Source organism: Rhodococcus sp. DK176 (assembly GCF_038447315.2).
GTDB classification, from domain to species: domain Bacteria; phylum Actinomycetota; class Actinomycetes; order Mycobacteriales; family Mycobacteriaceae; genus Rhodococcus_F; species Rhodococcus_F jostii_A.
The window spans coordinates 4,076,457-4,093,859 of the sequence record NZ_CP118321.2; the positions used below are offsets into that span (position 1 = coordinate 4,076,457).

The 17,403-nt window shown below is 67.4% G+C and carries 20 protein-coding genes; 13 read left to right on the plus strand and 7 right to left on the minus strand.

All coding sequences use genetic code 11. The annotated features are described in order from the left end of the window. Positions 1-63 precede the first annotated feature (63 nt). From PSR88_RS19220 to PSR88_RS19240, 5 genes are all read left to right on the plus strand, one after another. Positions 64-1,425: an MFS transporter gene (locus PSR88_RS19220; protein WP_016884651.1), complete on the plus strand. Its 1,362-nt coding sequence runs from the start codon at positions 64-66 to the stop codon at positions 1,423-1,425. Positions 1,426-1,474: 49 nt separating this feature from the next. Beyond that, the gene (locus PSR88_RS19225) at positions 1,475-3,070 is read left to right on the plus strand and encodes an aldehyde dehydrogenase (NADP(+)) (protein WP_016884650.1); all 1,596 of its coding nucleotides are present in this window, start codon (positions 1,475-1,477) and stop codon (positions 3,068-3,070) included. A 25-nt stretch (positions 3,071-3,095) separates the two neighbouring features. Next, entirely contained in the window at positions 3,096-4,031 is a 936-nt protein-coding gene (locus tag PSR88_RS19230) for a 5-dehydro-4-deoxyglucarate dehydratase (RefSeq protein ID WP_016884649.1), read from the plus strand. Continuing rightward, positions 4,031-5,302, plus strand: coding sequence for a glucarate dehydratase family protein (locus PSR88_RS19235; RefSeq protein WP_011596352.1), 1,272 nt, complete (start codon positions 4,031-4,033; stop codon positions 5,300-5,302). The genes PSR88_RS19230 and PSR88_RS19235 overlap by 1 nt, the downstream gene beginning before the upstream one ends. Before the next feature lie 90 nt (positions 5,303-5,392). Next, positions 5,393-6,286, plus strand: a complete 894-nt coding sequence (locus tag PSR88_RS19240) for a LysR substrate-binding domain-containing protein (protein ID WP_005237937.1) — start codon at positions 5,393-5,395, stop codon at positions 6,284-6,286. A 12-nt stretch (positions 6,287-6,298) separates the two neighbouring features. Here the strand turns inward: PSR88_RS19240 and PSR88_RS19245 are convergent, their stop codons facing one another. The 6 genes from PSR88_RS19245 to PSR88_RS19270 form a co-directional block, all read right to left on the minus strand. Continuing rightward, the gene (locus tag PSR88_RS19245) at positions 6,299-6,781 is read right to left on the minus strand and encodes a carboxymuconolactone decarboxylase family protein (protein ID WP_029539728.1); all 483 of its coding nucleotides are present in this window, start codon (positions 6,779-6,781) and stop codon (positions 6,299-6,301) included. Between the two features lie 65 nt (positions 6,782-6,846). Next, positions 6,847-7,755 (minus strand): alpha/beta hydrolase fold domain-containing protein, encoded by a 909-nt coding sequence (locus PSR88_RS19250; RefSeq protein WP_016884648.1) that lies wholly within the window; start codon positions 7,753-7,755, stop codon positions 6,847-6,849. Between the two features lie 68 nt (positions 7,756-7,823). After that, the gene (locus PSR88_RS19255) at positions 7,824-8,054 is read right to left on the minus strand and encodes a hypothetical protein (protein ID WP_011596354.1); all 231 of its coding nucleotides are present in this window, start codon (positions 8,052-8,054) and stop codon (positions 7,824-7,826) included. A gap of 305 nt (positions 8,055-8,359) precedes the next feature. After that, entirely contained in the window at positions 8,360-8,674 is a 315-nt protein-coding gene (locus tag PSR88_RS19260; RefSeq protein ID WP_011596356.1) for a hypothetical protein, read from the minus strand. 390 nt (positions 8,675-9,064) lie between these two features. Next, positions 9,065-9,595 (minus strand): DinB family protein, encoded by a 531-nt coding sequence (locus tag PSR88_RS19265; RefSeq protein WP_016884647.1) that lies wholly within the window; start codon positions 9,593-9,595, stop codon positions 9,065-9,067. A 25-nt stretch (positions 9,596-9,620) separates the two neighbouring features. Further along, complete coding sequence (locus tag PSR88_RS19270) at positions 9,621-10,484, minus strand: helix-turn-helix domain-containing GNAT family N-acetyltransferase (RefSeq protein ID WP_016884646.1); 864 nt, start codon at positions 10,482-10,484, stop codon at positions 9,621-9,623. Between the two features lie 97 nt (positions 10,485-10,581). Here PSR88_RS19270 and PSR88_RS19275 point away from each other — a divergent pair, with 97 nt between their 5' ends. The 4 genes from PSR88_RS19275 (at position 10,582) to PSR88_RS19290 (ending at position 14,864) form a co-directional block, all read left to right on the plus strand. Next, the gene (locus PSR88_RS19275) at positions 10,582-11,874 is read left to right on the plus strand and encodes an NAD(P)-binding domain-containing protein (RefSeq protein ID WP_011596359.1); all 1,293 of its coding nucleotides are present in this window, start codon (positions 10,582-10,584) and stop codon (positions 11,872-11,874) included. Between the two features lie 160 nt (positions 11,875-12,034). After that, positions 12,035-12,961 (plus strand): ATP-binding cassette domain-containing protein, encoded by a 927-nt coding sequence (locus PSR88_RS19280; protein WP_016884645.1) that lies wholly within the window; start codon positions 12,035-12,037, stop codon positions 12,959-12,961. Then, positions 12,958-13,764, plus strand: coding sequence for an ABC transporter permease (locus tag PSR88_RS19285; protein ID WP_009476873.1), 807 nt, complete (start codon positions 12,958-12,960; stop codon positions 13,762-13,764). Before PSR88_RS19280 ends, PSR88_RS19285 begins: the two co-directional genes overlap by 4 nt. Positions 13,765-14,234: 470 nt before the next feature. Further along, on the plus strand, positions 14,235-14,864 hold the full coding sequence (locus tag PSR88_RS19290; protein WP_016884642.1) for a sigma-70 family RNA polymerase sigma factor: 630 nt from the start codon (positions 14,235-14,237) through the stop codon (positions 14,862-14,864). 114 nt (positions 14,865-14,978) lie between these two features. On the opposite strand, the gene PSR88_RS19295 is transcribed toward PSR88_RS19290, so the two are convergent. Further along, a complete protein-coding gene (locus tag PSR88_RS19295) occupies positions 14,979-15,158 on the minus strand; it encodes a hypothetical protein (RefSeq protein ID WP_157180207.1) in 180 nt (59 codons plus the stop codon). Positions 15,159-15,351: 193 nt separating this feature from the next. Here PSR88_RS19295 and PSR88_RS19300 point away from each other — a divergent pair, with 193 nt between their 5' ends. The 4 genes from PSR88_RS19300 to PSR88_RS19315 all read left to right on the plus strand — a co-directional run bounded on the left by PSR88_RS19300 (position 15,352) and on the right by PSR88_RS19315 (position 17,296). Further along, the gene (locus PSR88_RS19300) at positions 15,352-15,606 is read left to right on the plus strand and encodes a hypothetical protein (RefSeq protein WP_037197999.1); all 255 of its coding nucleotides are present in this window, start codon (positions 15,352-15,354) and stop codon (positions 15,604-15,606) included. A 91-nt stretch (positions 15,607-15,697) separates the two neighbouring features. Beyond that, positions 15,698-16,039 (plus strand): ArsR/SmtB family transcription factor, encoded by a 342-nt coding sequence (locus PSR88_RS19305; protein WP_011596363.1) that lies wholly within the window; start codon positions 15,698-15,700, stop codon positions 16,037-16,039. A gap of 3 nt (positions 16,040-16,042) precedes the next feature. Beyond that, on the plus strand, positions 16,043-16,528 hold the full coding sequence (locus tag PSR88_RS19310) for an SRPBCC domain-containing protein (protein ID WP_009476879.1): 486 nt from the start codon (positions 16,043-16,045) through the stop codon (positions 16,526-16,528). Positions 16,529-16,711: 183 nt separating this feature from the next. Next, positions 16,712-17,296, plus strand: coding sequence for a dihydrofolate reductase family protein (locus PSR88_RS19315; protein WP_009476880.1), 585 nt, complete (start codon positions 16,712-16,714; stop codon positions 17,294-17,296). Positions 17,297-17,403 lie beyond the last annotated feature (107 nt).

Here is a 17,403-nt window from a genome sequence, read left to right on the forward strand (position 1 = left end):
CGTGATCGGAGTCCTCCAACGTTCCCCGCACCGCCAGCGCCAGCACACAGAGAGGAGTCACCGATGACCCTCCCCCTCGCCGTTTCCCCGGCAGTCGACAGCGCGGTCTCCAAGATCTTCCGTCGCGTCGTCCCGCTGTTCATCGTCATGCTCATCTGCAACCAGCTCAACAGATCCAACATCGGTTACGCGCAGACGCATCTCGAGGCGGACGTGGGAATCGGCGCCGCGGCGTACGGCTTCGGTGCAGGTGTCTTCTTCATCGCCTATGCGATCTTCGAACTGCCGTCGAACGTGCTCATGGAGAAGTTCGGCGCCAAGGTGTGGCTCACCCGCATCATGATCTCGTGGGGCCTGGTGTCCGCGGCGATGGTGTTCGTCAACGGCCCGGAGATGTTCTACGTCCTGCGGTTCCTCCTCGGTGTCGCCGAGGCCGGCTTCTTCCCGGCCATCATCTTCTACTTCACCCGCTGGCTGCCGAACAACCACCGCAGCCGCGCCACGGCACTGTTCATCGCCGGGTCCTCCATCGCGGCCGCCATCTCGGGGCCGCTGTCCGGACCGCTGCTGTCCCTCGACGGACTCGGTGGGCATCACGGCTGGCAGTGGATGTTCGGGCTGGAAGGCCTGCTGTCCGTCGTCGTCGGATGCATCGCCTACCGCCTGCTCGACTCGAAGATCGACGACGCGAAGTGGCTCACCGCCCCGGAAAAGGCCGACCTGCAGGCCGTCATCGCCGAGGAGGACGTGCTGCGCAGCGAGGCGTCCGCGAAGCGTGGCGAGTCGGGCTCGCGCTGGAAGCTGCTCCTGCAGCCGCGGATCCTGGTGTGCTGCGGCATCTTCTTCGCGATCACCATGGCGATCTACGCCAACACGTTCTGGCTCCCGTCGATCATCCGCCGCATCCCGGGCACCAACGACGTCACCGTCGGGTTGCTCTCCTCGCTGCCGTGGATCTGCGCGATCTTCGCGATGTACTTCTCCAACCGCTCCGCCGACCGCACCGGACGGCACAAGCCCTACCTCGTCGCCGCGCTGCTCATCGGCGGTGTCGGCACGATGGCCGCCGCGTTCGTCACGCCCTGGCTGGCGCTTCCGCTGCTGTGCATCGCGACGATGGGATTCAAGAGCGCGAGCCCGCTGTTCTGGTCCATTCCGCAGCGCACCCTCCACCCGATGGTGCTGGCACCGGCGATCGCGATCATCAACTCGCTCGGCAACCTGGGCGGCTTCGTGGCCCCGTTCGGCTTCGGAGTGATCAAGGAGCAGACCGGCACGGTGACGATGGGCCTCGTCGTGTTGTCGCTCTTCGCCCTGGCCGCCGCCGCGGCGGTGACGTACTTCCGGCGCGACAAGAAAGACATCGACGAAGTCGCGGGCCTGGCAGAGGTGGGCTCCGACGAGCCCACCGTGGCAGCCAAGTGACCTCTCACCGGCACGTACGAAACGCAGACGAGAACTCGAGGACCCAATCATGACAGCAACGGTGAACCGGACCGACGTGACCGGACAGATGATCATCGCAGGGAAGCCCGTCCAGGGTTCCGGCACGACGATCCACGGCATCGACCCCACCACCGACGGCCGGCTGGAACCGGGCTTCGCGCACGGTGACGAACGAGACGTCGACGCCGCCTGCGCCGCCGCCGCCGAGGCGTTCGCGCCGTTCCGCGCCACGAGCAGCGAGAAGCGCGCCCAGTTCCTCGAGGCGATCGCCGACAACATCGAGGCCCTCGGCGAGACGCTCATCGCACGGGCGTGCGCCGAATCCGGTCTTCCCCAGGGCCGCATCACCGGTGAGGTGGGCCGCACGTCCGGACAGCTGCGGCTGTTCGCCGGCGTGCTGCGTGACGGCGGCTGGAACGGTGCCCGCATCGATCCCGCGATGCCCGACCGGACGCCCCTGCCCCGTGCCGACATCCGGCAGCGGAAGGTGCCGCTCGGACCCATCGCGGTGTTCGGTGCGAGCAACTTCCCCCTCGCCTTCTCCGTTGCCGGCGGCGACACCGCGTCCGCGCTGGCTGCGGGCTGCCCCGTCGTCGTGAAGGCCCACGACGCGCACCCCGGCACCTCCGAACTCGTCGGCCGCGCCATCGCCGACGCCGTCACGAGCACCGGCATGCCCGCGGGCACGTTCTCCCTGCTGTTCGGCTCGGGCCGCGGGCTCGGCACCGCACTGGTCACCGACCCGCGCATCAAGGCCGTCGGATTCACCGGATCCCGTTCCGGTGGAACCGCTCTGGTCGCCGCTGCCGCCGGACGTCCGGAACCCATCCCGGTGTACGCCGAGATGAGTTCGATCAACCCGGTGTTCGTGCTCGAGAACGCACTCGCCACCCGCGGCGCCGACCTCGGCCGCGCGTTCGTCGGGTCCCTGACGCTCGGATCCGGCCAGTTCTGCACCAACCCCGGACTCGTCATCGCCGTCGACGGTCCCGGCCTCGCCGAGTTCGTCGCGGCCGCGAATGCCGCGGTCACCGAGGCGGTGCCGACGCCGATGCTCACCCCGGTCATCGCCGGCTCCTACGCCGACGGGGTTGCCGCCCTCGAGGGCGCGGCCACCGTGGAGGCCCGCGGCGTCGAGTCCGACGCCCCCAATTCGTGCCGGGCTGCCCTGTTCAGCAGCGACGCCGACACGTTCCTGGGATCGGAGGTGTTGCAGCAGGAGGTGTTCGGCTCGTCCAGTCTGATCGTCAAGTGCCGCGACGCCGAGCAGGTGCGTGCCGTGGCGGCGCAGTTGGAAGGACAGCTGACCGCGACCGTCCACGTCGACGACGCCGATCTCGACGAGGCCGGACGGCTGCTGCCCGTCCTCGAGCTCAAGGCCGGCCGGATCCTGTTCAACGGCTGGCCCACCGGGGTCGAGGTCGGCCACGCGATGGTGCACGGTGGCCCGCACCCCGCGACCTCCGACTCGCGCACCACGTCCGTCGGCTCGCTGGCGATCGAACGGTTCCTGCGTCCCGTTGCCTACCAGGATGTTCCGAGCTCGCTGCTCCCCGCCGCCATCGCCGACGGCAACCCCGACCAGTTGTGGCGTCGCATCGACGGCCGACTCACCCAAGCCTGATTTTCCCTTCGTGAAGGAGTTCCCCATGCTCGACGGCGTCTTGTTCTTTCCCGTCACCCCGTTCACCGCATCCGGCGACGTCGACTACGACCGGCTCGCCGAGCACGTCGCCAAGGGTGTCGACGCCGGCCCCGGAGGCGTCTTCATCGCCTGCGGCACCGGCGAATTCCACGCCCTCGGGCTGGAGGAGTTCGGCAAGATCGTCGCCAAGGCCACCGAGGTCGTCGCCGGACGCGTCCCCGTGTTCGCCGGCGCCGGCGGCTCCTTGCAGCAGGCCAAGGAGTTCGCCGCCAGCGCGAAGGCCAATGGCGCCGACGGCATCCTGCTGCTCCCGCCGTACCTGGTGACGATGCCGCAGGCCGGACTGGTGGAGTACACCCGCGCGGTCGCCGACACCACCGATCTCCCGCTCGTCGTCTACAACCGCGGCAACGCCCGGTTCGACGAGGCGGCCGCCGTGGAGGTCGCGCAGTTCCCGACCGTGGTCGGGTTCAAGGACGGCACCGGTGATCTCGACAAGGTGGGCCGCATCGTCCGTGCGGTGAAGGACGCGCTCGCCCCGTCCGGCAAGCCGTTCCTGTTCTTCAACGGCATGCCCACCGCCGAGGTCACCCAGCAGGCGTACCGCGCGATCGGCGTCACGCTGTACTCGTCCGCGACGTTCGCGTTCGCGCCCGAACTCGCTCTCGGGTTCTACGAGGCGCTCGAATCCGGCAACGAGGAACTCACCGACGCGTTGCTCCGCGACTTCTTCCATCCCCTGGTGCGTCTGCGTGATCAGGTGCCCGGATACGCGGTGTCGCTGATCAAGTCGGGGGTCGCGATGGAAGGTATCGACGCCGGGTCCGTGCGGCCGCCGCTCGTCCCGACGAGCGAGGCCCACCTGCTCGAACTCGCGCAGATCACCGCAGCCGGTCGCGCCGTTCTCGCCGACGCGCTGGCCGTGCAGGCGGCGGTCTGATGACTGCCGCACCCATCCGGATCACCGGCGCACGGATCACGCCCGTCGCGTTCGTCGACCCGCCGCTCCTCAACACCGTCGGCGTGCACCAGCCCTACGCGCTGCGTGCGATCATTCAACTCGACACGGACGGCGGGCTCGTCGGCCTCGGTGAAACGTACGCCGACACAGCCCACCTCATCCGGCTCGAGGCGGCCGCCGACGCGATCGTCGGGCTGGACGTGTTCGCGCTCAACGCGATCCGCGCGGCGATCGACGAGAAGATCGCCACCCTGACCGTCACGGGCGGTGACGGCGTCGCGGGCATGATCACCACGGCCAGCACCACCGACCGCGTGTTCTCCCCGTTCGAGGTGGCGTGCCTCGACGTGCAGGGCAAGACGCTCGGACGGCCGGTGTCCGATCTGCTCGGCGGCAAGGTGCGCGACGCCGTCCCGTTCAGCGCCTACCTGTTCTACAAGTGGGCCGGGCACCCCGGCGCCGAGCCCGACGAATGGGGCGAGGCGATCGACCCCGACGGTCTGGTCCGTCAGGCACAGAAGATGATCGGCGAGTACGGCTTCGAGGCCATCAAGGTCAAGGGCGGCGTGTTCTCGCCGGACGAGGAGATCGCCGGCATCAAGGCGCTGCGTGCCGCATTCCCCGACCTGCCGCTGCGCCTCGACCCCAACGCCGCGTGGACCGTCGACACGTCGATCAGGGTCGCGTCGGAACTCGACGGCATCGTCGAATACCTCGAGGACCCGACGCCGGGCCTCGACGGCATGGCCGAGGTTGCGCGGGAGGCGAAGATGCCGCTGGCCACGAACATGTGCGTCGTCGCGTTCGATCAGCTGAAGCCTGCGGTGCTGAAGGATTCGGTCCAGGTCGTGCTGTCGGATCACCACTACTGGGGTGGCCTGCAGCGGTCGCGGTTGCTCGCCGGTATCTGCGACAACTTCGGTCTGGGCCTGTCGATGCACTCCAACTCGCACCTCGGCATCAGCCTGGCCGCGATGGTGCACCTCGCCGGCGCCACACCGAACCTCACGTACGCGTGCGACACGCACTGGCCGTGGAAGACCGAGGACGTCGTCAAACCCGGTGTGCTGAAGTTCGTCGACGGCGCGGTCCCCGTGCCGACGACGCCGGGTCTCGGTGTGGAGATCGACGAGGACGCCCTCGCCGCCCTGCACCAGCAGTACCTCGACTGCGGGGTGCGCGACCGCGACGACACCGGATACATGAAGTCGGTGGATCCGACGTTCGAGAACACCTGCCCTCGCTGGTAACTGTCTCACCGAAGGCGCCGACCGCGGTCTCGGTCGGCGCCTTCGGGGTGGGATACATTGAGTCCACCCCGAGGCAAAGGAGTGGATCGAATGTTCTCCCTCGCGCGGCTGTCGTGTTTCATCGCCGTCGCGGAGGAACTGCATTTCGGTCGCGCCGCCGAGCGCCTGCACATGACGCAGCCGCCGCTGAGCCGTCAGATCCAGCAACTCGAAAGCGAACTCGGCGTGCAGTTGATCGACCGCACCAGCCGATCCGTCACCCTCACCGCCGCCGGTGCGGCGTTCCTGCCCGACGCTCGGCGCATCCTGAGCCTGTCGGAGAGTGCCGCGCTGACGGTGCGGCGCGTCCCGGCCGGTGACCTCGGCACCGTCGTCGTCGGATTCACCGGCGCGTCCGCGCACGCGGTGCTGCCGAGGTTGCTCGAGGCCGCGCGGGACAGACTCCCGGACGTGAAAGTCGTTCTGCGGGAAATGGTCACCTCCGTGCAGATCGAATCGTTGATCAGCGGTGAACTGGACCTCGGTCTGATCCGCCCGATCCTCACCCGCCCCGGCATCGACACGCGCCCCATCCACCACGAACGGCTCGTCGCCGCGCTGCCCGCCGGTCACCCCCTCGCCGACGCCGAGCAGCTGGCTGTGGAGGACTTCGACGATCAGCCCGTCGTCATGTATTCGCCCGTCGATGCGCGGTACTTCCACGAACTGCTCATCAGCACGTTCACGATCGTCGGCGCCTCTCCCCGCTACGTGCAGTACGTCACGCAGGTGCACACGATGCTCGTGCTCGTCCGGTCCGGGCTCGGCATGGCCCTCGTCCCCGAATCCGCGCAGACGATGCACCCGGAGGGGGTCGTGTTCCGTCCCGTCTCCGCCGTCCGCGACCGGCCCGTCCAGATGAACGCCGCCTGGCGTTCGGACAACCGGAACCCCGCGCTGCGCAGGTTCATGGAGGACGTCCTGCCGCAGCGGGAGTGGGAATGAGAACCGGAGTGCTCAGAGCGTGAGCTTGCACGTCTGACCGATGTCGAGCACCCGCAGCACCCGGCCCGTCCCCAGCCACAACGCGCACGACAACGCCAGGTCGGTCAGGATCTCGTCGGTGAAATGCTCGTGACACCGCGCCCAGAAGTCCTCGTCGTCGCGGAGCGCCGTGTGATCGGTGGCGAACCGGTGGGCGAACTCCGCCGCCGTCCGCTCCTCGGCGCTGTACCCGGGCCACGACTCCCACTCGAGAACGTGATCGTAGAAGTGCTCGTCGATCCCCGCATCGGCGCCACTCCTGTCGCGGGTGCCGAGGCACACGGCGCACTCATTGGCCTCCGCGACAGCCATCCGGGCGATCTCCCGAACCCGTAACGGTAACCGGTTCCGGTTGTACACGGCGTCCGTGAAAGCGCCGAGCGCACCACCAAGCTCGGGTGAGATCGACAGCCAACCTGCCACGTCATCGTCACTGTAGCTACCTACTCGACTCATCCCCGAATGCTACAGCTGGAGGTGTCGCGGGCGGAAGATCTGACACGTGTTCTATCTTTTGAACGTCACGCTCGCAGTGTGCGGACGATGTCGTCGCGGGCGGCACGTGCCTGGCGGATCAGGGGGAAGAGTGCGTAGTCGTGCTGCATCCCGATCTCCTCGATGTAGTCGACTGTCGTGCCTGCCTCGCGTGCTCGCTGAGTGAGCGCGCGGGAGTCGGTGACGAGAATGTCGTGGGTGCCGGTGTACACGCTCATGGGCGCGAGGCCGGTGAGGTCGCCGAAGAGGGGGCTGACGCGCCAGTCGGTGACCTCGAGGTCGCCCGCGTAGAGTCGGCCGGCTTCTTCCAGTCCTCCGCGCGCAAGGAGGATGTCGCGCTTCTCGATGGTGGCTTGGGTGGGGTCGCTCATGGTGGCGTCCAGCCACGGGGCGACAAGGATCAGCCGCGACGGCTGTGGTGCGCCCCTACGTTTGAGTTCCTGCGCTGCGGCGAGCGCGAGCCCGCCACCGGCGGAATCGCCGATCACCGCCACGTTGTCGGCGCCTCGGGTGGAGATTGCCGATTCGACGAGGTCGGCCGCATCGGCGACGGTGCGGGCGGCCGTCCGGTGCGGGGCGAGGGGGTAGATCGGAAGCAGAAGCCGGACCGATGCCGCCGCGGTGATGGTGCGCGCGAACAGCCAGTGGACGGACATTATTTCGCGGACATAGGCACCGCCGTGGAAGTCGACCACAGTCTTCCCGTATCGCCCGTTGTCCGGTTCGACGGTGAAGACGGGAAACCCGCCGGTGCGGTCGGCGGAGAGCCGCACCCCGCGCAGGAGTGGAGATGGTGGCGGGTTGAACGAGGCCGGCCGCAGCGTCGTCGCGTGGACGTCGCGCCGCGTGTCCTCGGCCGTGCGGAGTTTGCTGCGTCCGAGCAGTATCCGAACCCCTGTGTGAACGATTGCGGGGCGAATGTCGGGAAGGTTCACGCCCCTCATTGTGACGTGTTCGCGGACTCGGCGCGGCTGCTCCGGCGAGTTGCACGGCAATTCGATCCTCAGTTGGCCAGCCGCTGGAGGATCGCGTCCAATGCCGCATCAGCGTTCTCGCTGTTGAAGATGTTCTGCCCGTGTGCGGAGCCCGGCAGAAGGATCACTTTGTTGTCGGCGCCCGGTGATCCGTCGGCGAGTTGCTCCGACACGCCGGCGACGGGCTCGTCCTCGCTGGCGATGAACAACTTGGGCTCACTGCCGAGGCCGTCGACCACCCGGTTGGGGGAGAGCAGCACCAGCTGGTCGGGTAGGTCGGGCTGTTGCGAGGCCAGTTGCAGGATTGCGTCGGCGCCCGCGCTTCCGCCGACCAGCGCGACGTCGGGGTGCCCACTGTCCTGGAGGCTGGCGACGGTGGCCGCTATCGACTCCGGCGTGATGTCCTCGACGGCGATGACGGACGGTCATTGCCCGCCGACGGTGTGCTGTCATCGCCGGAGCAGCCCAACACGACGGCGAGCAGCAGAGACAGAAGGGCGAGTATGGCCTTCATGTCTCGAACATACTGCCGAGGGCACGTTCGACGCGGCGAAAAGGTCCCGGTCTAGGTGACTTTCACGCTGCCCGAGAAGAAGAACGGGGCCATGTTGCCGAAGCAGAACGCGGTCACATTCGATCCCGTCGCGAATCCGTCGAGCGTGCCGGCACCAGCCGCGAAGGCACCCGTCTTGAACGTGAAGTTCGAGTCGAATGCGAAGCACGTCCAGCTTTCACCGGTCGGAACCCTGACCTCTACCTGGCCGGTTCCGCCCGCGCTCAGTGTTGGTGCCGCCGTGGCGGGAGTGCCGCCCGCGAAAACCAGGGTGGGAGCGATGACGGCGGCCACGACTGCCGATCGCACAGCGAATGTGTTTTTCATAATACTCACCTCATTCGATAATCCCCGACTCCTGCAGCGGGATTGTTAGTTTCTCTCCCGAGTTCGCGCCACCGGTCTGTCAAATGGTCCGACGCCACTGCCGGAGGCATATTACCCCTGTTCAGGGTGTGGATTCTCGGCTGCCGGTGGGAGCCGAGAATCCCTGTCCTGGATCACTCGATCGTCAGCCGAGTCCGAGAAATTCTCTTCCCTGTTGTTTATGTGAAACACGGGATCGTCGATCTCCGCTTACTTTGCCTATCGCACGCGGGTCTGCAGAACGTTTCGATTAATGACGCTCTTTCTCACATTCTGATATTGAACAACTGTCCACCATGATTTCGTCACGTCGGTAGGAATTGAATTCCTACGTGTCGGCAGCTACCCCGTTCAGTCGAGAGTGAGCTGTTGTCGGTGGAAGTCGAAGTGCTTTCCCGGGTAACGAAAGACCTGCTCGACGGTCATCGTCTCGGTGAAGAACGGATCCCAACGCACCGGAAAGGACATGCTGCGCTGTAGGTCTGCATCGGTCTGCCGGGCGAGGGAGCCTTGCAGCGAAGCGATGACGCGGTCGAAGTGGCGGCCCATCCGGCGTCGGTTGTAGACGCGCGCCGCCAGGGCCGAGCCCCGAAAGTTGACCTCGTCGAAGACTGGGGTGGCGGCGTCGAGCACGTGCGCGAACCGTCGGCTCGCCCCCTTCGGCAGCCGGGAGAACATCCGGATCAGCAGGAGCAGCCGGCGAACGACCATGTAGCCGAAGACCATGTGGAACAGCAATTGCTCGTTGGTCCATCGGGTTCCGGACGAACGCCTCGCGAGATCCGGGGCGCTCGCACCGTCGAGTAATTCGTGCAGCACGCTCCGGGCGCGTTCGAGGTCCGCGGCGATCGTGGCACGATCGACAGGTTGCTGCTCGGACATCTCGTGCCCCAGTCGATTCGGAGGATTATCCGACGACGGGGGAGCGGCGCTCGAGAAATACGGTGTCGCGCCATATGTCGTCGAGTCGGGCGATGCGTTCGCGCACACCGAGGGTGCGGAATCCGGCGGAGTGGTGCAGGGCGATACTGGCCCGGTTCTCGGGGAAGATCGAGGTCTGCAAGGTCCACAGTCCGGCCTCGTCGGCGGCGATGACCTGGGAGCGCAGCAAGGCCTTGCCGACGCCGCGCCCGCGCATCCCGTCGGCGACGTAGATCGAGTTCTCGGCCACCCCGGCGTAGCAGGCTCGCCCGGACACCGGGGACAGGGCGGCCCAGCCGACCACGACGTCGTCGATCTCGGCGACCCACCGATGCCCGGGCAGCCACAGTCCATCGAGCGTCGCCTGGGTGGGGACCTCGGTGGTGAAGGTGGCGTTGCGGGTGGCGATGCCTTCGCCGTAGATCCGGCGCACGTCATCCCAGTCCTGATCGGTCATGGTGCGCACGGAGACGTCGTCGGGCAGGTCGTCCGGGCAGCAGGGACGCGGCGTCAGTACACCCATCACTGCGTCGGCGGCGTGCGGCAGTCCGGTGCAGCAGGCCGGATTGACCATGACGACGGTGCTGGTGCCGCTCTTGCGGACCGAGACGAACCCGACATCGGCAAGCTTGCGCACGTGGTGCGAGACGGTGGGCTGGCCGATACCCAGAGCCTCGGCCAGCTCGCCCACGTTGATCCCGGTCTGGTGGGAGGCGACGTGGTGCAGCAGCCGCACCCGGGTCGGGTCGGCCAGGCACGCGAACCACCCGGCGTAGGTGGCCGCATCCTGCGGCGCCAACGCATCCACCTTGTCCGCGGGGCGGGCGACCGGAATGTCGGGGGAAGCCATGCCCTCACTATATCGATATCCATCGATGGTTGCCTTCATCGACGCGCATCGATACTCTCTGGAAAGGATCGATGAACATCGATGAAAGGACTCCGAAATGATCGCCTTGCCTGTTGTTGTCGTGGGGGCCGGACCGATCGGCCTCGCTGCCGCGGCCCAGTTGCGCGAGCGTGGCCTGACCCCGCTGGTCCTCGAACGCGGTCCGGTAGCCGGTGCCGCGATCACGCAGTGGAATCACGTGCGGTTGTTCTCCCGTTGGGGTGAGCTAATCGACCCGTCGGCCCGCCGCCTGCTCGACGCCACCGGCTGGGCGGCGCCGGACGACGACGCGTACCCGTCCGGCCAGGACTGGACCGAGAACTACCTGCAACCCCTCGCGACCGCACTCGGCGACATCGTGCAGCTGTCCACCGAGGTGGTCGGGGTGGCCCGGCGCGGCCGGGACCGTGTCGTCGACGCCGGCCGCGACACCGAACCCCTCTCGGTACACATCCGCCGCGCCGACGGCACCGAGGATCGGATCACCGCGCAGGCCCTGATCGATGCCTCCGGCACCTGGGCCACCCCCAATCCCCTCGGCGGGGAAGGCCTGCCCGCGCTCGGCGAGCGCGCCGCCGCCGACGTTCTCGAATACCGGGTTCCGCATGTCGACGATCCCGAGGTGCGCGCCCGGTACGCGGGTAAGCACATCGTGATCGCCGGCAGCGGGCACTCGGCGCTGACCGCCATCGTGGCGCTGGCGGGCCTGGAGAAGCAGACGCCGGGCACCCGGATCAGTTGGGTGCTACGCCGCGGAGATGTCGGGTCCACCTTCGGCGGCGGCGAGGACGACCAGCTGCCCGCCCGCGGCGCCCTGGGCCTGCGTGCCAAGGCGGCGCTCGACGACGGGCTGCTGACGGTGGTTCCCGGGTTCCGCACCGCCACCATCGAACCCAACGGCGACGTCGGCCGGGTGGCGTTGATCTCCGACACCGGCGCCCGCATCGAGGACGTCGATCGGGTGGTGGTGCTCACCGGATTCCGGCCCGATCTGTCCTGGCTGTCGGAGATCCGCCTCGGCCTGGACCCGGTGCTGCAGGCGCCGGTGGAGTTGGCGCCGTTGATCGACCCGAACGTGCACTCCTGCGGCACCGTCTACCCGCACGGGATAGCCGAACTGTCGCATCCGGAGCCGAATGTGTTCCTGGTCGGGATGAAGAGCTACGGGCGGGCGCCGACGTTCCTGGCGATGACCGGGTACGAGCAGGTCCGCAGCATCGCCGCCGCCCTTGCCGGCGACCACGCCGCCGCCGCCCGCGTCGAACTCACGTTGCCGGAGACGGGGGTATGCGGCGGCGCCGGGGTCTTCGACGAACCCGAACCCGCCGCCGATGGCGCCACCATCTCCTGACCTGCCTGATTCTGCTTCGGGTGCGTCCAACTCGAGGTTCGTTCGTCTGAGGAAGCGGACTCCCACTCACCACCGGGTGGGTGCACACCTTCCGAGAGGAACCTCCGATGACCATCCACCCGACTGCCCGCCCCGCCCCTTACCGGTTCGGGGGTGTGCGATGAACGCGCCGACCGTCGTGGTCGAGGATCTGCACGTCGCCTACAACAACACGTGGGCTCTCGACGGTGTCGATCTGGAGGCTGCCGCCGGGACCACGCTCGGTGTGCTCGGCCACAACGGTGCCGGCAAGACCACCTTGATCCGCACCCTCACCACCTTGGTGCGGCCCACCATCGGCCGCGTGCAGATCGAGGGCCTCGACGTGGTCGTCCACGCCACCGAGGTGCGTCGCCGGATCGGTGTGACCGGCCAATACGCCGGTCTCGACGAATTCCTCACCGCCCGAGAGAATCTGGAGCTGATCGGCCGACTGACCGGGCTGCGCCGCACCGCCCGCGAACGGGCCGACGCGCTGATCGACCGGCTCGGGTTGCAGGAATACGCGTCCCGGCGGGTGGGGGAACTCTCCGGGGGCTCGCGCCGGCGGGTCGATCTGGCCGCCAGCCTCGTCGGCTCGCCGTCGGTACTGTTCCTCGACGAGCCGACCACCGGTCTCGATCCCCTCGCCCGCGCCGGATTGTGGGACGTCGTCGACGAGCTCACCGACGCGGGCACTACGGTCGTGCTCACCACCCAGTACCTCGAGGAGGCCGACCGGCTTGCCGACCACATCGTGGTCCTGCGCCGGGGCAGGGTCGCCGCCCGCGGCACCCCCGCCGAGCTCAAACGGATTGTCGGCGGCAAGGTCCTCAGCGCCACCATCCCCGCCGGTCAGCTCGCCGCGCTGCCCTTCGTCCCGGACACCGATCCGCGGGTCGACGGCGACCGCCTGCGGGTGTCGGTCACCGTCGACGACGCCCCCGCCGCGACCGCCCTGGTCGCCGACCTGCACCGCGGCGGCATCGAGGTCACCGACCTGGACGTGACCTCACCGAGCCTCGACGACGTCTTCACCCACCTCGCCCACACAGGAGCCCACAAATGACCACCACCACTGCGATCGGGCGGCCCTCGGCCTTCGACCAGCTCGCCGCACTCACCGTCCGGAACCTGCGCACCAGTGCCCGCGTTCCGCAGCTGTTGATGTTCTCGCTGACCATGCCGATGGCGATGCTGGTGCTGTTCAGTCAGGTGTTCCGCAGCGTCGCCGCCGGACCGGGTTTCCCTGCCGGGGTCAGCTACATCGTCTTCCTCACCCCGGCGATGCTCGCCGTCTCCACGGTGATGGCCGGCACCAACGCCGGAGTGTCCGCCGCGATCGATCACACCAACGGCCTGCACGACCGCTTCGCTGCCCTGCCGATGCGGGCGGCGCTGCCGGGGGTGGCTCGCACCATCAACGAGGCCGTCTTCACCCTCGCCCGGGCTGCGTTGCTCGGGATCGCCGCCGTCGCTTTGGGTTTCGAGTTCCACGGCACCGCAGGGGATGCCGTCGCCGCGGTCCTGGTGCTGGTGGTGTTGGCCGGGGCGATGAGCGCCCTGTTCGGGCTGATCGGGGATCGGCTCCGCAGGCCGGACGTGGTCCAGTTCGCCGGGATGATGGTGATGATGCCGCTGATGTTCGTCTCGAGTGCGTTCGCGCCGATCGAGACCATGCCCGGCTGGATGCAGGCGATGGCGACAGTGAATCCGGTCGCGCACGCCACCGATGCCCTGCGCGGCCACGTGCTCGGCACCGCCACCGCCGGCGACACTCTTACCGCCCTGGTCGCGGCGATCGGTTTGTGGGCGGTGGTGACCGCCGTTCCCGTCCTCACCCGCATGATTCGGTCGGCACGCACCCGCTGACCAACGAACCCGCCCTGCCCATCCCACAACGGGAGGGGCAGGGCGGTTTGGTGTGTGCCCTCCTGGTCCGGAGCCGGGCACTCTGATGGCCCCTACCCGGTGCAGGGGGAGGGGCTAGGAGAGCGCTGTGGTCAGCGGGTGCGCCCGGTGCGGGCGTCGACGGCGCTCATGCGGCGGCGTCGAGCAGATGCAGCTCCTCCGCCACGATCAGATCGACCTCTTCGCTGGTCAGACCCGACAACAGATGTGTAGTCAGCATTGCTCTCACCTCCTCACCGTGCTTCTACTGGTACGTCGAACCGGAGAATCCGGAATCGATATCGACACCCATACAGACGAGGAACTTCGGATTCGGACGCAGGTGCGTCCGACCGCGGTCACCGTCGTCCGTACCTGAGAGAGGACGCCCTCAGGGGGTCGCGACCGCGACGCCAGGCGGGGATGCTGGAGACGGAAAGGAACCACAGATCATGAACGAGGACACGGCCACCACCGCGATGACACCCCAGCAGGCACCAGCTGATCTCGACCAGCTCTGGCGCCGCTTCTCGAGCGACTTGCGGGCCTTCATCGCCCGCCGGGTCTCGCGTCCCGAGGACGCCGACGACATTCTGTCGATCGTGTTCCTGCGGATGGCCAAGAGCCTCGACAACCTGCGGGAGCAGGACCGCCTCCTCGGCTGGATGTATGCCATCACCCGCAACGCGATCACCGACTACTACCGGTCCGCGCCCCACCGCCGCGAGCTGGCTGTCGACACCGTCCCCGACAACCCACCCGACGGCGAACCTGACGCCGACGAGACGGCGGAGAAGGAACTCGCCTCCTGCCTGGTGCCGATGCTCTCCGGGCTGCCCGCCGAGCAGGCCGCGGCGGTGAGGATGGTCGACCTCGACAACCGAACCAACGCCGCCGCCGCCAACGAGGCGGGAATCTCGGTGTCCGGGATGAAATCCCGGGTCCAGCGAGGCCGCGCCGCCCTCCAGGCTCAATTGCACACCTGCTGTCAGATCAGCCAGGACCGTAGCGGCCACGTCCACGACTACCAGCCCCGCAGCGGATCCTGCGCCTGCGGAGCCACGCCATCGGACGACGAGTAGACCGGCGAATCATCTCTGGTGACGGCGGCGGGGCGACCGGGCGAGGTCACGCTGACAAGACTGCGGTGCGGCGCGAGCCATCTTCGCTCGCACCGCACCGTTGTCACCTGAGGGCTACTGGCAGCCGCATCCCTCGCGGCCGGCCGTCGCCGCCGGACCGCAGCATGTCGACTTCTCACTGAGGTCGCAGCAGGTGGCCTGCCGTTCGGTGCTGCAACACGTCGGCGCCGCAGTCCGTGGGTTTGCGTCCGTCCGGTCCGTCGCCGAGGTCTCGAACTCGTTGGGGTTGGTCATGGTGGCTCCTTGATCCGTGGGGATGGGTACCAGATCAGACGAAGGAGACCGGAAATGGACGCACTTGCCCGTCGCGAAAGATGAGGTGCGCCCGTGCCTGGCCGCGCCCCACTGAGATAAGTCGCGTGTCGAAACTTGTGTGCGAAACCGTCGGCAACCAGCACGGGTGAATCCTGCGGAGGACAATGGGACGATGCGATCCGAGCCGAAGCCTGACGACGCCGGAACGGCGGCCGCGGGTGAGGAGCCCAGGTATGAGCTGGTGGCCGCTCTGCTGGGCCAGTTCGCTGGATTTGTCCTGGGAGTCGCACTGGGCTGGTATGCGATTACCTGGGGGGTGGATACGTTGAGGGACGTCATGAATGTCCCGGAATTGTCGCCGGTGCCCATCGCGATGTTCGCACCGCTGTGGATCTCGATCGATGTCGGCGGGTTCTCCCCGAGCTAGATCGCTCTCGCCGGCGCACCGTATGCAACATCTTCAACCTGAGAGTCGAAGGGGCCTTGCACATACAACCAATCGGTTGTATGTTCTGGGTGTGTCAGAAACAGATGAGGACCGGGCCGATGCCCTGTTCCACGCGCTGTCCGACCGAACGAGGCGCGACATCATGCGTCGCGTGCTGGCCGGCGAGCATTCCGTCTCGGCACTGGCAGCGAAGTACGACATGAGTTTCGCTGCGGTACAGAAGCACGTCGCCGTTCTCCAGAAGTCCGGCCTACTCGTCAAAAGACGCAGCGGCCGTGAACAACTCGCCACGGGCGATGTGGAAGCAGTACGCGCGGTGTCGTCCATGCTCGCGGAGCTGGAACAGGTCTGGCGGGGACGTATCGCGCGCATCGACGAACTGATCGCAACGCAACCCCAACGGAAGGAATGAACGATGCCTGTCACCAATGTCAGCCACGACATCGACGCACTGACCCTGACCATCACCGCCGAGTTCGCCGCGCCCCGAGCGCGGATCTGGCAGATCTATGCCGATCCTCGCCAGCTCGAGAAGATCTGGGGTCCGCCGACGTACCCGGCGACGGTGGTCGACCACGAGTTCACCCCCGGCGGGCGGGTCAACTACTACATGACCGGCCCCGAGGGCGACAAGCATGCGGGCTACTGGAACATCGTCTCCGTCGATGAGCCGACCGGCTTCACCTTCACCGACGGATTCGCCGATGCGGATTTCACCCCGATCGAATCGATGCCGGTGTCCACCAACGAGTACTCCTTCGAGGAGAAGGACGGCAGCACCATCGCCACCTACGTCAGCACCTACGCAACCGCCGAAGGCCTCCAGCAGGTGCTCGACATGGGTGTGGTCGAGGGTGCCTCGCAGGCGATCGGCCAGATCGACGACCTCATCAAGGGTTGAGCCTGCCGGTTCACCGCGCAACCGATCTCGCCGCCTCGCTCTCCACGCGCGAGGCGGCGAGCCGGAACGGAGGACGCGACACTCGTGTTGCGACCACACGTCGTCCAGTACGACGGCGATGAGTTTCGCAGTGGTTCCCAGTCTGTACCTACACCGACCACAACCGCATTCGAGGAGAACGACATGACCGCGACCTACACCTTCGACGTCTTTTCCAGTCTCGACGGCTTCGGCGGCATCAGCGGCGGCGACTGGGGCGGCTACTGGGGTAAGCAAGGCCCCGAGTTGCTCGACCACCGCCTTGGCTTGTACAGCACGGAGCAGCGGATGATTTTCGGGGCCAACACCTATCGGGCGTTCGCACAGATGCTGGCCTCGAGCACCGAGGAGTCCGAAGTGCGTGACCCCTGGGTCACCAGGATGAGGAGCCTGCCGGCGACGGTGGTGTCGACGACGCTGGAAGGACCTCTCGACTGGCCGGACGCGACCGTCGTGAGCGGTGACGCTGTCGACGTCGTCGCCCGGCTCAAGGAGGAGTCCGAGGTGCCGTTGCGCTCGCACGGCAGCTTGGCGATGAATCGGGCGCTGATGGCCGCCGGCCTCGTCGACCGCCTGCAGGTGACGATCTTCCCTGTGATCACCGGTCAGACCGGTGATGACCCGATCTTCCAGGGTGGGGCCGACTTCGACCTGGAACTGCTCGAGAACCGGACGCTGGACGGTCACATCCAAGAGCTCATCTACCGACCCACCCTCCATTCGACCTGAAGGAATTCCGGGCGCGGCCAATCAGCGATCGGCCCTCGCGTGCTGGAAATAGGTTGGACGGGATTCGGCTCAGGTTGATAGCGTGCGCCAGACCGTGACATCACGCG

What these genes read in the sequence shown, in the direction of transcription:
- PSR88_RS19220 (WP_016884651.1), top strand. Translation starts at nt 64, where the DNA reads ATGACCCTCCCCCTCGCCGTTTCCCCGGCAGTCGACAGCGCGGTCTCC.
- PSR88_RS19225 (WP_016884650.1), top strand. Translation starts at nt 1,475, where the DNA reads ATGACAGCAACGGTGAACCGGACCGACGTGACCGGACAGATGATCATC.
- PSR88_RS19230 (WP_016884649.1), top strand. Translation starts at nt 3,096, where the DNA reads ATGCTCGACGGCGTCTTGTTCTTTCCCGTCACCCCGTTCACCGCATCC.
- PSR88_RS19235 (WP_011596352.1), top strand. Translation starts at nt 4,031, where the DNA reads ATGACTGCCGCACCCATCCGGATCACCGGCGCACGGATCACGCCCGTC.
- PSR88_RS19240 (WP_005237937.1), top strand. Translation starts at nt 5,393, where the DNA reads ATGTTCTCCCTCGCGCGGCTGTCGTGTTTCATCGCCGTCGCGGAGGAA.
- PSR88_RS19245 (WP_029539728.1), bottom strand. Translation starts at nt 6,781, where the DNA reads ATGAGTCGAGTAGGTAGCTACAGTGACGATGACGTGGCAGGTTGGCTG.
- PSR88_RS19260 (WP_011596356.1), bottom strand. Translation starts at nt 8,674, where the DNA reads ATGAAAAACACATTCGCTGTGCGATCGGCAGTCGTGGCCGCCGTCATC.
- PSR88_RS19265 (WP_016884647.1), bottom strand. Translation starts at nt 9,595, where the DNA reads ATGTCCGAGCAGCAACCTGTCGATCGTGCCACGATCGCCGCGGACCTC.
- PSR88_RS19270 (WP_016884646.1), bottom strand. Translation starts at nt 10,484, where the DNA reads ATGGCTTCCCCCGACATTCCGGTCGCCCGCCCCGCGGACAAGGTGGAT.
- PSR88_RS19275 (WP_011596359.1), top strand. Translation starts at nt 10,582, where the DNA reads ATGATCGCCTTGCCTGTTGTTGTCGTGGGGGCCGGACCGATCGGCCTC.
- PSR88_RS19280 (WP_016884645.1), top strand. Translation starts at nt 12,035, where the DNA reads ATGAACGCGCCGACCGTCGTGGTCGAGGATCTGCACGTCGCCTACAAC.
- PSR88_RS19285 (WP_009476873.1), top strand. Translation starts at nt 12,958, where the DNA reads ATGACCACCACCACTGCGATCGGGCGGCCCTCGGCCTTCGACCAGCTC.
- PSR88_RS19290 (WP_016884642.1), top strand. Translation starts at nt 14,235, where the DNA reads ATGAACGAGGACACGGCCACCACCGCGATGACACCCCAGCAGGCACCA.
- PSR88_RS19295 (WP_157180207.1), bottom strand. Translation starts at nt 15,158, where the DNA reads ATGACCAACCCCAACGAGTTCGAGACCTCGGCGACGGACCGGACGGAC.
- PSR88_RS19300 (WP_037197999.1), top strand. Translation starts at nt 15,352, where the DNA reads ATGCGATCCGAGCCGAAGCCTGACGACGCCGGAACGGCGGCCGCGGGT.
- PSR88_RS19310 (WP_009476879.1), top strand. Translation starts at nt 16,043, where the DNA reads ATGCCTGTCACCAATGTCAGCCACGACATCGACGCACTGACCCTGACC.
- PSR88_RS19315 (WP_009476880.1), top strand. Translation starts at nt 16,712, where the DNA reads ATGACCGCGACCTACACCTTCGACGTCTTTTCCAGTCTCGACGGCTTC.